Raw genomic sequence first — 13,142 nt, forward strand, 5'->3', positions numbered from 1 at the left:
CCGGCAAAAACTTATTGACTGAAAATCATGAATAAGTGCCGCTTTACTGCGTTAGGCTGCATACCTTTCTTCTGGAGCAGCCCATGAGCGAACCCTGTGCTTTCATTCTCCACGCCCATACCCGGCCAGAAAAATCCGCTGAATTCGAAGCATTGTTCAAGCGCTACGTAGCCCCTAGCCGAGCGGAAGCAGGCTGCATCGAGTACCACATGCTGCGCGATGCCAAAGACCCAACGTTGTTCATCTTCTACGAGGTCTGGGAATCGGCCGAGCATCTCGAGGCTCACAGTGCACTGCCGCATATGCGTAGCTTCAGTGAACATCGGATGGATTACCTGACTTGCGATTTCGAGATCCGGCCGGTCCATATGCTGAGCCCTGCGTCCACCAACCGGAACGCGTAAACGGCTGCGGCAAACAGTTGTGCATTTGCAACAGCGGTACAGCTCGGCCATCAGCCCAACTGAACCAGCACAATTCTAAGTCCCTGTGACTGTATCGCAACAGTCCGGCACGCGACTCTATCTGCCCATAACCCATCCCCGTTTACTTCGGGAAGGAGCGGCACATGGAGCGCGTACTGTCCCAGAGCATTACACCCACGTTAGGCCCGCTATCGCTTCGCTACATACCGGAAATATTCCGCCTATGGCAGCAGCGAACACGTACCCGCCGCCAGCTGGCCGCGCTCGATGACCGTCAACTGGCGGACATCGGCATCAGCCACAGCGAGCGGCTGGACGAGCTAAATAAGCCCTTCTGGCGCTGACGGCACCTTCCGGGCGATGGCATCGCGTCGTAAGCTGAACGGCATGCCTTGGCTGATGGTCAAACTGGCCATCAGCGGCGAGCCGCGTCTAGCCTGGAGAACACTATGAACAAGTACCTGTTGTCTATTGCCACCGCTGCCTGTCTGGTGGCAGGTACCGCTTCGGCCGGCAGCATCACCGGCACCATCGACGCCATCGGCGCCTCGTTGGTCAACACTGTGGAAGGTACATCCGACATCACGTCAAACCTGGGTGATGACAAGGTGGTACTGGACGCTCGCGACGATGCGGCTCGCTTCGTGGCCAGCAACGGCGAGGCGCGTGGCGCTCAGCTGGAGGCAGCACTCAAGCACATCCGCGCCGAAACACCAGGTATGGAAGCCAGCGACCTCGAACTGGCCGGCGCCATTCTGGCGCTGTGACACGGATGCGGTGAGCGTAGCGCTGGCCCAAGGGCTGGCGTTTCGCTAGCCTTGGCAGCTGTTGTTTCGGCTCCAGGACTCACATGCGTTCGCTTTACCTTGCACTCCTCAGCTGCTGCCTTTGCAATAGCGCCCAAGCGTTTGACAGCCTGACCGGCGGTACCGTCGCCTTCAGCTACGTTGCCAGCCAGCTGACCAGCGCTCCCTTCGACAAGAAGCTCATCCTTGACTCGCGCGATGACGCAGCCGGCTTCGTTGCCAGCGCTGGCGCTCTGCGTGGCGCGAGCCTGGAGGCTGCACTGCTCTGGTTACGCGAACATCAACCGGAGCTGGAAGCGAGCGACCTTGAACTGGCCGAAGCAATCCTCGTCCAATGACTCACTCCGATTTACGAGAAGCCCAATGAAACTCAAGCTGATCGCCGTGCCATTCGCACTGGCCTTTATCGCCAGCGGCACCCAGGCGCAGACCCTCGTTGCCACCAGCAATATCGTCGTCAACGCGCTGGATCGCAGCATCAACTTCACATCCGACGTGACCAGCCGCATCAGCGACATGAAAGTTGTCAGCGAAGCCCGCGACGAGGCGGCCAGTTTCGTCGCCAGCAGTGGTGAAATCCGTGGCGCTCGGCTGGAAGCCGCGCTGGACAGCCTGCGTGGAGCCTTTCCCGAAGCGCGATACGCCAGCGACCTGGCTCTAGCCGAAACCATCCTCGCTCAGTGAAGAGGCCACGCGCCTGGTGTGCGGCCCTTGCGCTCATCACGCTCACGATGTTTGCCAGCCTCTGTCAGGCTGGCCTGCGGCTGAAGCTGGATAACGACGACCTGCTACCGGCTCAACGCGCATCCAGCCAGCGCCTACTGGACGAAGCCATGGCCGCGCTGCCTCCGCGGATGGTCGAACAGCTCGACCGCGAGGTTCGTGTGCGCTGGCATCAAGGCCTGACTCACGATGTGTATGGCAGCGCTGGCGGCAGCCTGGTGCTGCTCAACAGGCGCCTGCTGCCGGGGCTGACCGATGGCAGCGCGGCCAAGCAGCGCACCAAGCGTCCACATGGCACAGTGCGTCAGGAATTACTGGCGACTCTCGTTCACGAAATCGCCCACCTGTATGACCGCGCCCGCCTCTGGTCGTCGGATGAATACAGACAGCTCGCCTTCTGCAGCCGACGCGCCAGCAGCCATGGCCAAATCGGATTACCGGAACACTGTCGCGGCCAGACCGAACGTCGCTTCACCCTCAGCGATGATCCACGCCTTCTCGATCTGGCCGGCTGGCCTCAACGTGTCGGCCAGCGCGGCGAGCGCGAACGAGAGAACGCCCAGGTCGCGCGCAGCCCCGATGCGTACGAGTTGAGCAACCCGCTGGAATTCGTCGCGGTGAACCTGGAGTACTTTCTCCTGGATCCCAGCTACGCCTGCCGTCGTCCCTCTCTGCATCGCTACTTCAGCCAGCATTTCGATTGGCATCCCGCCGACGTAGAAGCGTGCGCAGACGCCCTGCCGATCCTCAACGCCGGGCACGACTTTGCGCGCACGCCGCTGATCGAACTCGACCCCGAGCGAGTCTATGAAGTGGACTACCTGTTCGCCGAAGCCAACGACGCCTGGGTCAGCCGCTGGGGCCACAGCATGCTGCGTCTGGTGATCTGCGCACCGGGGCGCCCGCGCGGGCCAGACTGCCGGCTGGACCTCGATCAACACCTGGTACTGTCTTTCCGCGCATTCGTGGGTGATGTGCAGCTGTCGAGCTGGGATGGCCTGACCGGCGTCTACCCGTCACGCCTGTTCGTTCTGCCGCTGGGCCAGGTGATCGACGAATACACCAAGATCGAACTGCGCAGCCTCGCCTCGATCCCGCTGAGGTTCCAGCGCGCGGAGATCGAAAACCTGGTGACCCGCAGCGCTGAAATGCACTGGAGCTACGACGGCGATTACTACTTTCTGTCCAACAACTGCGCCGTAGAAACGCTCAAGCTGTTGCGTAGCGGAACGGCCCGCCCTGAGCTCGTTGCACTGGATAGCATTCTGCCCAGCGGCCTGCTCGAGATCCTGATCAACCGCGGGCTGGCCGATGCCAGCGTGCTCGATGATCCGCGCGAGGCGCTGCGCCTTGGCTATCGCTTCGATTCGTACCGGGATCGCTATCAGGCGATGTTTGCCATACTCCGCGAGCGCTTGGGACTGCCGCAGGCAGACGTCGAAGCCTGGTTGGAACTGAGCGCCGAAACGCGTCGCCCATGGATCGAGCGAGCCGACCTGCGCGCCAGCGCGGCCCTGCTGCTGGTGGAACAGGCAGCCCTGCGCCGGCACCTGCTGCTGGCGCAGGAAGAGCTGAAGAATCGCTACCTCAGCGGCCGCCAACAGGGTGACACAGGCCTGGCCAAGGCGGACGAGACCCTGCAGGGCATTCTTGCCAACAGCGGTTACCTGAGCCAGCCGGCGCAATTGCTCGACGGCAGTGGTTACGGCTTGCCGCAGGCCAGCGAGTGGCAGCGGCTCGAGTCAGAAAGCAACCAGCGCCAGGCTCGCCTACACCAGCTCACCGATACGCTGAATGCCGAGGTGCGCCAGCTGCTGGGCGAAGAGCGCCGGCTGGAGTTGGAGAGTGTCGAAGCCAATCTGGCGCAGATCGGTAAGCACCTTCGCCATTTGCACAAGGCAGGCGGCGGCTTGCAGCTGCCTTGAGCCAGCACAATCCCGTTCGATAGCGATGGGCCGAGCGAAGCGCCGCCATCTTCACGGACCTTCTTCGAGGCACTTTCTTAAAGGCAAAAAAAAACCTCGGACTTCGTTGGGGGAGGGGGAAGTCCGAGGTTTAAATCCGGTACGCCAATGGCGTAACCAGAGATCTGCCAACACTTAACACAACAAGGAGCATCGAAGGGCTTCTACACCCTTCGTAGCCTATGACCGGTCTTTCGATCCGTCAGTTCAATACGCAACGAAAAATATTTTCATCGAGGGCAAAGCCGCTCCAAGACGGGGCGTACCGCAGCCTATCGCACCTCGACCAGCGCCCTGCTAGTGTGCCTCGTCCCAGTTGTTGCCCACGCCCGCCTCGACCAGCAGCGGCACATCCAGCTGCGCGGCTCCGCTCATGAGCGGCAGAATCTGCTCGCGGACCTGTTCGACCAGATCCTCGCGAACCTCGACCACCAATTCATCGTGCACCTGCAGGATGACACGCGCATCCAATCCGCTTTCCTGTAGCCAGTTGTCGACGGCGATCATGGCGCGCTTGATGATGTCCGCTGCAGTGCCCTGCATGGGTGCGTTGATCGCTGTACGCTCGGCGCCCTTGCGCATGGCGCCGTTCTTGGAATTGATTTCGGGGAGATACAGCCGGCGCCCGAACAGCGTTTCCACGTAGCCCTGCTCCGCCGCCTGCGTGCGGGTGCGCTCCATGTAGGCGAGCACCCCGGGATAGCGGGCGAAGTATCGGTCAATGTAGGCCTGGGCTTCGCCGCGACCGACGTCGATCTGCTTGGCCAGACCAAACGCGCTCATGCCGTAAATCAGGCCGAAGTTGATCGCCTTGGCGCTGCGTCGCTGGTCATTGCTGACCTGATCCAGCTCGACGCCGAACACTTCGGCAGCAGTGGCACGGTGCACGTCCAGGTCGTTCTGGAAGGCATGCAGCAAGCCGGCATCCTGTGCCAGGTGCGCCATGATCCGCAATTCGATCTGAGAGTAGTCGGCCGCCAGCAGCTTATAGCCCGGCGCGGCGACGAATGCTTGGCGAATCCGCCGACCCTCCGCGGTGCGGATCGGGATGTTCTGCAGGTTTGGGTCTGACGATGACAAGCGACCGGTCGCCGTCACGGCCTGGTGGTAGCTGGTGTGAATGCGTCCGGTGCGCGGATTGATCTGCAACGGCAGCTTGTCGGTGTAGGTGCCCTTGAGCTTGCTCAAGCTGCGGTGCTGCATGATCACCTTGGGCAGCGGATAATCCTTCTCGGCCAGATCGGCCAGCACGCTCTCAGCGGTGGACGGCTGGCCGCCTGCGGTCTTCGACAGCACCGGGCAGCCGAGCTTGTCATACAGGATCGCGCAGAGTTGCTTGGGCGAGCCGAGGTTGAACTCCTCACCGGCGATGTCATAGGCCTCGCGCTCCAGCTCGACGAGCTTGTTGCCAATCTCGACGCTCTGCAACCCGAGCAGGTTGGCATCGACCAGTGCGCCGTTGCGCTCGATACGCGCCAACACCGGCACCAGCGGCATCTCGATCTCGTTGAGCACCTTGAGCAGCGAGGGTGCGGCGTCGAGCTTGCTCATCAGGGTCTGGTGCAGGCGCAGGGTGACGTCGGCGTCCTCGGCAGCGTAGGGCCCGGCCTGCTCGACGGCGATCTGATCGAAAGTCAGCTGCTTGGCGCCCTTACCGGCGATGTCCTCGAAGCGGATGGTGCCGCGACCCAGGTATTTGAGCGCCAGGCTGTCCATGTCGTGGCGGGTGGCCGTAGCGTCGAGCACGTAGGATTCGAGCATGGTGTCAAACGTCATGCCGCGCATCTCGATGCCGTAGTGCATCAGCACGTTCATGTCATATTTGCCGTGCTGACAGATCTTGCGCTTGCTCGGGTCTTCCAGCAGCGGTTTGAGCGCAGCCAGTACGGCATCCATGTTCAGCTGCTGCGGAACGCCCATGTAGCTGTGGCCGAGCGGTACATAAGCCGCCTTGCCCGCCTCGATGGCGAAGGACACACCGACCAGTTGTGCCTTTTGCGCGTCCAGGCTGGTGGTTTCGGTGTCGAAGGCGAAGCACTCCGCCGCCTCCAGGCGTTCGAGCCAGGCGTCGAACTCGGCCTGTTCAAAAATGGTGCTGTACTCGGCTTCGGCCTGGATCGAGCAACTCTCGGGTTGAACCTCGCAGTCTTCGCCCGCTGCCTTGGCATCGCGCAGCAGTTCGTCGAGCCAGGTCTTGAATTCGAGTTCGCGGTACAACGCGATCAGGGCTTCGCGGTGCGGTTCGCCGGGCATCAGGTCACCGACCTGCACATCCAGCGGCACGTCGATCTTGATGGTCGCCAGTTCATAGGACATAAACGCTGCGTCGCGATGCTCTTCAAGCTTGGCGGCAAGGGATTTGGCGCCGCGGATCGGCAGGGCGCTGACCTTATCGAGGTTCTCGTAAAGCCCCTTGATGCCGCCTTCGATGCCGTTCAGCAGGCCGCAGGCGGTCTTCTCGCCAACGCCGGGAACGCCAGGAATGTTGTCGACCTTGTCGCCCATCAGTGCGAGGAAGTCGATGATCAGTTCCGGACCAACGCCGAACTTGGTCTTCACGCCTTCGATGTCGTAGACACTGCCGGTCATGGTGTTGACCAGGGTAACGTGTGGGCAGACCAGTTGCGCCATGTCCTTGTCGCCGGTGGATATGATGACGTCGCGGCCAAGCGCTGCGCACTGCCGCGCCAGCGTTCCAATGACATCGTCGGCCTCAACGCCTTCGACGCACAGCAAAGGCATACCCAATGCGCGTACGCTGGCGTGCAGCGGCTCGACCTGGCCGCGCAGGTCATCGGGCATGGGCGGGCGGTGCGATTTGTATTCGGCGAACAGGGTGTCGCGAAAGGTCGGTCCCTTGGCATCGAAAACCACTGCGAAGGGGCTGTCCGGGTACTGCCGGCGCAACGACAGCAGCATGTTCAGCACGCCCTTGACCGCGCCGGTAGGCTTGCCGGTCGAGGTGGTCAATGGGGGCAAGGCGTGAAAGGCGCGATAGAGGTAGGACGAACCGTCCACCAGAACGAGGGGCGCTTGGCTCATGAGCAGGATCAACCTTTTCGGCGGGTCCGGGGCTAGAATGCGCGGGACCACTTGACGACAAAGGGACAAGGTTATCATGCGTTCGATCCAGGCTTTACTGCTGGCCAGCTTGCTGGCACTGGCGCCGCTGAGTGGTTTCGCTCAGGAATCGGTCGGCGGCGAACCCGACGTGACCATCCGCCAGGACGGTGAGCGCACCGTTGAGGAATACCGGGTCAATGGCTTCCTCTATGCGGTGAAGATCATCCCCAAGCATGGCAAGCCGTACTTTCTGGTGCGAGCCGATGGCGACAGCAACTTCATTCGCGCCGATCGTCCGGACATGCTCATCCCGGCCTGGGAAATCTTCAGCTGGTAAGCTGAATGTTCTGATAACGGAAGGCAGCTCATGTCGGTTTTCACCCCCTTGCAACGCGAAGAACTCGAGCTTTTCCTGGCGCCCTACGGCCTTGGCCGCCTGCGTGAGTTCGAGGGCATTGCTGCCGGCAGCGAGAACAGCAATTTCTTTGTCAGCCTGGAACAGGGCGAGTACGTCCTGACGCTGGTCGAGCGCGGCCCAAGCCAGGATCTGCCTTTCTTCATCGAACTGCTCGACGTGCTGCACCGCGCCGGCCTGCCGGTCCCCTATGCCCTGCGGACCGACCGCGGCGAAGCCCTGCGCACCCTGGCAGAAAAACCGGCCCTGCTGCAGCCACGACTGGCTGGCAAGCATGTCGCATCGCCCAACGCCCATCAGTGCGCCGAGGTCGGTCGGCTGCTGGCGCGCCTGCACCTGGCGACGCGAGACAAGATCATCGAGCGACGCAGCGATCGCGGCCTGGACTGGATGCAGGCGGAAGGCCCGAGCCTGGCATTGTCGCTCAGTGATGACCAGTTACCGTTGCTGCGTGACGGCCTGGCCGAGATTGCCGAGCTCAAGCCAAAGATCCTGGCGCTGCCGCGGGCCAACCTGCACGCCGATCTGTTCCGTGACAATCTGCTGTTCGAAGGCAGCCACCTGACCGGTGTCATCGATTTCTACAATGCTTGCTCCGGGCCCATGCTCTACGACGTCGCGATCACGGTGAACGACTGGTGCTCGCACCCCAACGGCGAAATCGACGAATCCCGAAGCCAGCCGTTGCTGGCCGCCTACTCCAGTTTGCGCCGCTTCACCCCGGCCGAAGCCGAGCTGTGGCGACCCATGCTACGTGTCGCCTGTGTGCGTTTCTGGCTGTCGCGGTTGATCGCTGCGCAGAAATTCGCAGGCCAGTCGGTGCTGATCAAGGACCCCGACGAGTTCTGTCGGCTGCTCAGCGCTCGACAGCATTGCCACAGCGCCCTGCCGTTTGCCTTTTGAGCGCCTTCATCAACCGAAAGGTTGCGCCCCTTGCCGGAGAAACCGTCCACATCGCGTCCAATCAACAGCCACACCCGCTGTCAAACGCTTGTCAACGCTGGCCGTACTGGATGTACGCATGAACAGAACCAAGCCCCAGGAGGCGCTTTCAGGAACATTTTCTCCCGTTCGACGTCAAGTACTGCCCGCCCAAGCGCATCGTATCGGCCAGCGTGAAACGTTTGGCCTTGGCAAGCAGCCTGCAGCGATGCGTTTTGCCGCTGCGACGCTCCGCCCTACAGCCCATCGGCACGATGCCTGCTCGGACGGCCCTGTTCATACGCCGCTGCTCAAGGCCTCGGCGTCCAACATCCTGATGCGCCTGCCCGCACTGGCCAGGCCGCATTGCTTTCAGGGAATAAAAGCATGACCTCACGCTATGTAATCAATGCCTCGGTTACCCCAAAAGGTAGCCTGGAGACGCTGTCCCAACGGGAAGTCCAGCAACTGAGCGAAGCCGGTTGTGGCAGCACCTATACGCTGTTTCGCCAGTGCGCCCTGGCTATCCTCAATACCGGCGCGCGCATCGACAACGCAAAAACCGTTCTCGAAGCCTATGACGACTTTGAAGTACGGATCCATCAGCAGGACCGTGGCGTGCGCCTGGAACTGCTCAATGCCCCAGCGGATGCTTTCGTCGACGGTGAGATGATCGCCAGCACCCGCGAGATGCTGTTCAGTGCACTTCGCGACATCGTCTACACCGAAAGCGAGCTGGGCAGCCCCCGCATCGACCTGAGCAGCTCCCAGGGCATTACCGACTATGTGTTCCACCTGCTGCGCAACGCCCGCACCCTGCGTCCAGGGGTCGAACCGAACATGGTGGTGTGCTGGGGCGGCCACTCGATCAGCACCGAGGAATACAAATACAGCAAACGGGTCGGCCATGAGCTGGGCCTGCGCAACCTGAACATCTGCACCGGCTGCGGCCCAGGCGTGATGAAGGGCCCGATGAAGGGCGCGACCATCGCCCATGCCAAGCAACGGATCGTCGGGGGCCGTTACCTGGGCCTGACAGAGCCGGGCATCATCGCCGCCGAAGCACCGAACCCGATCGTCAACGAGCTGGTGATCCTGCCGGACATCGAGAAGCGCCTCGAAGCCTTCGTCCGGGTCGGTCACGGCATCATCATCTTCCCAGGCGGTGTCGGCACGGCCGAGGAATTCCTCTATCTGCTGGGCATCCTGCTACACCCGGACAATCGTGAGGTGCCCTTCCCGGTCATCCTCACCGGCCCGGAAAGCGCGGCGCCTTATCTGCAGCGGCTGCGCGAGTTCGTTGGCGCGACCCTGGGTGAGGAAGCCCAGCGCCTCTACAAGATCGTCATCGACGACCCGGCCGAGGTGTCACGGCAAATGGTCGAGGGGCTGAAAGCGGTCAAGCAGTTCCGCCGGGAGCGCAACGATGCGTTCCACTTCAACTGGCTGCTGAAGATAGACGAAGGCTTCCAGCATCCCTTCGATCCGACCCACGAGAACATGGCCAGTCTGCAACTGACCCGCAACGTGCCGCCGCACCAGTTGGCGGCGAACCTGCGCCGGGCGTTCTCCGGCATCGTGGCCGGTAACGTGAAGGACAAGGGCATCCGTCGTATCGAGCAGTTCGGTCCCTACGAAATCCACGGCGATCCCGCGTTCATGAAACCGCTCGACGAGCTGTTACAGGCTTTTGTCGAGCAGCACCGGATGAAGCTGCCTGGCGGCCGGCCGTACGAGCCTTGCTATCGCGTCGTGACCTGACAACCCGACAGGGCCGTGACGGCTATTGTCGTCCGGCCCAATCAGAGCAAAGGCTACGCAGTAAACCACAAGCGGAGTCCGGCCTTTCTTTCTGGCCGTTCTAGCCGCATTTGGAATTGCCGCAATTCAGGCACGTCGCACAGCCATCCATCAGCACCACCGCCTGGGTGTTGCACTTGCTGCATAGTTGCGCGCCGGGGGGGAAGCCCTCGCCCGGCTCTACCGTAGCGGCGCCCTGGCTGGCCTCATAGGCGGCGCGTTTTTCGGCCAGGTACTTGAGCTGGGTGTCGTCCAGCGCATGGCCTTCGAGCATGCCGATGGCGATCAGATGACGTTCCAGCACGCCGCCGATCTCTGCCACGATCGACGGCATGTAGACGCCACCCTTCTTCAGGTAGCCACCGCGCGGATCGAAGACGGCTTTGAGCTCCTCCACCAGAAAGGTGCAGTCGCCGCCCTTGCGAAACACCGCCGACATGATCCGCGTGAGCGCCACGATCCACTGAAAGTGGTCCATGTTCTTGGAGTTGATGAAGATCTCGAACGGCCGGCGCTGCTCATGGGGCGTGCCGGCGTTGAGGACCACATCGTTGATGGTGACGTAGAGCGCGTGCTCGAACAGCGGCGACTTGATCTTGTAGGTCATGCCGACCAGGGTTTCCGGGCGCTGCAGGCTTTCGTCCATTTCCACCACATTGGCCTTGCCGGTGGCGTTGTCAGCGGTGACGGCGGGACGCTCCACGGTCTCGTCGACAACCTTGAAGCCCTTGATGCGCTGCGTGATCTTTACGGTCATTGCGGGTTCTCCACCCGGACGACGCACGCCGTCCGGCTTTCTATGCTCAGTACTTGCCGTAGTAGCCTTCTTTCAAGGCATCGAAGAGGTTGGCTGCGGTATTCACTTCGCCGTCGTACTCTACGTTCTCATTGCCCTTGAGCTCGACCACGCTGCCGTCTTCGAGGATGAAGCGATACAGCGTCTTCTCCAGGTCAGCTTCCTTGACCAGCACACCCTGGAACGCAGCCGGATTGAAGCGAAAGGTCGTGCAACCCTTCAGCCCCTGGCGCCAGGCGTAGCGGTAAATGTCCTTGAAGGCTTCAAACGGGTAATCGGTGGGGACGTTGGCGGTCTTGGAGATCGACGAGTCGACCCACTTCTGCGCAGCGGCCTGGATGTCGACGTGCTGGGTCGGGGTGATGTCGTCAGCAGTGATGAAATAGTCCGGCAATTGCTCGCCCGGCTCGGTCGAGCCGGGCTTGGCGCGAGGATTGATCAGGGTGCGATAAGCCAGCAGTTCGTAGCTGAACACCTCGATCTTTTCCTTGGCTTTGCGCCCGGCGCGGATCAGGTTGCGCGAGTAGTGGTGGGCGAAGCTAGGCTCGATGCCATTGGAGGCGTTGTTGGCCAGGCTCAGGCTGATGGTGCCGGTGGGCGCGATTGAGCTGTGATGGGTAAAACGCGCGCCTTGCTCGGCCAGCGCCTCGATCAGCTCGGGCGCGTATTCGGCAATCTTCTGCATGTAGCGAGAGTACCTGGCATGCAGGATGCGCCCCGGCACCGGATCGCCAAGCTTGTAGCCATCCTTTTTCATTTCCGGTCGTTTGCGCAGCATCTCGGCGGTGACCTCAAAGGTCTCAGCCAACAACGGCGCCGGCCCTTTCTCCTTCGAAAGTTGCAATGCCACCTCCCAGCCGACCAGCGCCATTTCGCGGGCGACTTCCTCGGTGAATACGCAAGCTTCCGGACTGCCGTAGCGCAGTTTGAGCAGCGTCAGGGCCGAGCCAAGACCCAGGAACCCCATGCCATGGCGGCGTTTGCTTTCGATCTCGTGGCGCTGCTGGGCCAGCGGCAGGCCATTGATCTCCACCACGTTGTCGAGCATCCGGGTGAACACGCGCACCACTTCGCGGTATGTGTCCCAGTCGAAGCGCGCATCGACGCCGAAGGGATCAATCACGAATCGGGTCAGGTTGATCGAGCCCAGCAGGCAAGAGCCATAGGGCGGCAGCGGCTGTTCGCCGCACGGATTGGTGGCGCGGATCGCTTCGCACCACCAGTTGTTGTTCAACTGGTTGACCCGGTCGATGAGGATGAAGCCCGGCTCGGCATAATCGTAGGTGGACACCATGATCATGTCCCAGAGGTGCCGCGCCTTGACCCGGCCGTAGACCTTGCAGGCGACCAAGCCATCGTCGCGGACGATGTAGCCCTCATGGCTCGGCCATTCGCGCCAGAGCACCTGATCCGCGTCTTCGAGATCGTGCTCCGCCTTTTCCTTCAGGTGCAGCGGGAAAATCAGCGGCCAGTCGGCATCGCCCTCTACGGCTTGCATGAACTCGTCGGTGATCAGCAGGCTGAGGTTGAACTGCCGCAGCCGGCCATCCTCGCGCTTGGCGCGGATGAATTCACGCACGTCCGGATGGCCGACATCGAAGGTGCCCATCTGAGCGCCGCGGCGCCCGCCAGCGGAGCTGACCGTGAAGCACATCTTGTCGAAGATATCCATGAACGACAGCGGGCCGCTGGTGTGCGCGCCGGCGCCGGACACGAAGGAGCCGCGCGGGCGCAGGGTGCTGAATTCATAACCGATGCCGCAACCGGCCTTGAGCGTCAGGCCGGCTTCATGAACCTTGCCCAGAATGTCGTCCATCGAATCGGCGATGGTGCCGGAAACGGTGCAGTTGATCGTCGAGGTGGCAGGCTTGTAATCCTGCGCGCCCGCGTTGGAAATGATCCGCCCGGCAGGAATGGCGCCATTGCGCAGCGCCCAGAGGAAGCGTTCGTGCCAGTGGTCGCGCTGCTCGGCTGGCTCCACATCAGCCAACGCCCGGGCGACCCGTTGCCAGGTGGCGTCAACGCTGTCGTCGACAGCGCTGCCGTCCTTGCGGGTCAGACAATACTTCTGCGCCCAGATGTCTTCAGAGGCGGCCTGCAAAGCAATGTCAGGGGTGCTTTTCGTCTCTGCCGCGATGGGCCCGTCCGTCTTCGCCATGCGCTGCGCATCCTCGTATCGATGGAATGGAATCCAAAGCACGAAGCATAGTCATGGGTTGCAGACGCACT

13 protein-coding genes are annotated in these 13,142 nt (G+C 61.9%); 10 read left to right on the plus strand and 3 right to left on the minus strand.

Annotation, left to right across the window (positions count from 1 at the left end; genetic code table 11):
* Positions 1 to 83 precede the first annotated feature (83 nt).
* From JQR87_RS19300 to JQR87_RS19325, 6 genes are all read left to right on the plus strand, one after another.
* Positions 84 to 404 carry a putative quinol monooxygenase gene (locus JQR87_RS19300; RefSeq protein WP_407294158.1) on the plus strand — a complete coding sequence of 107 codons (321 nt, stop codon included), beginning with the start codon at positions 84 to 86 and terminating at the stop codon, positions 402 to 404.
* Positions 405 to 568: 164 nt separating this feature from the next.
* A complete protein-coding gene (locus tag JQR87_RS19305) occupies positions 569 to 769 on the plus strand; it encodes a DUF1127 domain-containing protein (protein ID WP_407294156.1) in 201 nt (66 codons plus the stop codon).
* A gap of 105 nt (positions 770 to 874) precedes the next feature.
* On the plus strand, positions 875 to 1,192 hold the full coding sequence (locus JQR87_RS19310) for a DUF2388 domain-containing protein (protein ID WP_407294154.1): 318 nt from the start codon (positions 875 to 877) through the stop codon (positions 1,190 to 1,192).
* 83 nt (positions 1,193 to 1,275) lie between these two features.
* Positions 1,276 to 1,569 carry a DUF2388 domain-containing protein gene (locus JQR87_RS19315; protein WP_407294152.1) on the plus strand — a complete coding sequence of 98 codons (294 nt, stop codon included), beginning with the start codon at positions 1,276 to 1,278 and terminating at the stop codon, positions 1,567 to 1,569.
* A gap of 25 nt (positions 1,570 to 1,594) precedes the next feature.
* Positions 1,595 to 1,915, plus strand: a complete 321-nt coding sequence (locus JQR87_RS19320) for a DUF2388 domain-containing protein (RefSeq protein ID WP_407294150.1) — start codon at positions 1,595 to 1,597, stop codon at positions 1,913 to 1,915.
* Complete coding sequence (locus JQR87_RS19325; RefSeq protein ID WP_407294149.1) at positions 1,912 to 3,879, plus strand: DUF4105 domain-containing protein; 1,968 nt, start codon at positions 1,912 to 1,914, stop codon at positions 3,877 to 3,879. The genes JQR87_RS19320 and JQR87_RS19325 overlap by 4 nt, the downstream gene beginning before the upstream one ends.
* A 336-nt stretch (positions 3,880 to 4,215) precedes the next feature.
* Here JQR87_RS19325 and polA read toward each other — a convergent pair whose 3' ends face one another.
* Positions 4,216 to 6,960: a DNA polymerase I gene (polA, locus tag JQR87_RS19330; protein ID WP_407294147.1), complete on the minus strand. Its 2,745-nt coding sequence runs from the start codon at positions 6,958 to 6,960 to the stop codon at positions 4,216 to 4,218.
* 76 nt (positions 6,961 to 7,036) lie between these two features.
* Between polA and JQR87_RS19335 the strand changes: the two genes are divergently transcribed.
* The 4 genes from JQR87_RS19335 to ppnN all read left to right on the plus strand — a co-directional run bounded on the left by JQR87_RS19335 (position 7,037) and on the right by ppnN (position 10,078).
* On the plus strand, positions 7,037 to 7,318 hold the full coding sequence (locus tag JQR87_RS19335) for a DUF2782 domain-containing protein (protein WP_407294145.1): 282 nt from the start codon (positions 7,037 to 7,039) through the stop codon (positions 7,316 to 7,318).
* A 30-nt stretch (positions 7,319 to 7,348) separates the two neighbouring features.
* Entirely contained in the window at positions 7,349 to 8,299 is a 951-nt protein-coding gene (locus JQR87_RS19340; RefSeq protein WP_407294143.1) for a homoserine kinase, read from the plus strand.
* 118 nt (positions 8,300 to 8,417) lie between these two features.
* Positions 8,418 to 8,708, plus strand: coding sequence for a hypothetical protein (locus JQR87_RS19345; protein ID WP_407294142.1), 291 nt, complete (start codon positions 8,418 to 8,420; stop codon positions 8,706 to 8,708).
* Positions 8,705 to 10,078, plus strand: coding sequence for a nucleotide 5'-monophosphate nucleosidase PpnN (gene ppnN / locus JQR87_RS19350; protein WP_407294140.1), 1,374 nt, complete (start codon positions 8,705 to 8,707; stop codon positions 10,076 to 10,078). Before JQR87_RS19345 ends, ppnN begins: the two co-directional genes overlap by 4 nt.
* Before the next feature lie 100 nt (positions 10,079 to 10,178).
* On the opposite strand, the gene JQR87_RS19355 is transcribed toward ppnN, so the two are convergent.
* Positions 10,179 to 10,874: an NrdJb gene (locus tag JQR87_RS19355; protein WP_407294138.1), complete on the minus strand. Its 696-nt coding sequence runs from the start codon at positions 10,872 to 10,874 to the stop codon at positions 10,179 to 10,181.
* Between the two features lie 46 nt (positions 10,875 to 10,920).
* Positions 10,921 to 13,071, minus strand: coding sequence for an adenosylcobalamin-dependent ribonucleoside-diphosphate reductase (locus JQR87_RS19360; protein ID WP_407294136.1), 2,151 nt, complete (start codon positions 13,069 to 13,071; stop codon positions 10,921 to 10,923).
* Between the last annotated feature and the right edge of the window lie 71 nt (positions 13,072 to 13,142).

The organism is Stutzerimonas stutzeri, from assembly GCF_051028275.1.
GTDB lineage: Bacteria > Pseudomonadota > Gammaproteobacteria > Pseudomonadales > Pseudomonadaceae > Stutzerimonas > Stutzerimonas stutzeri_AS.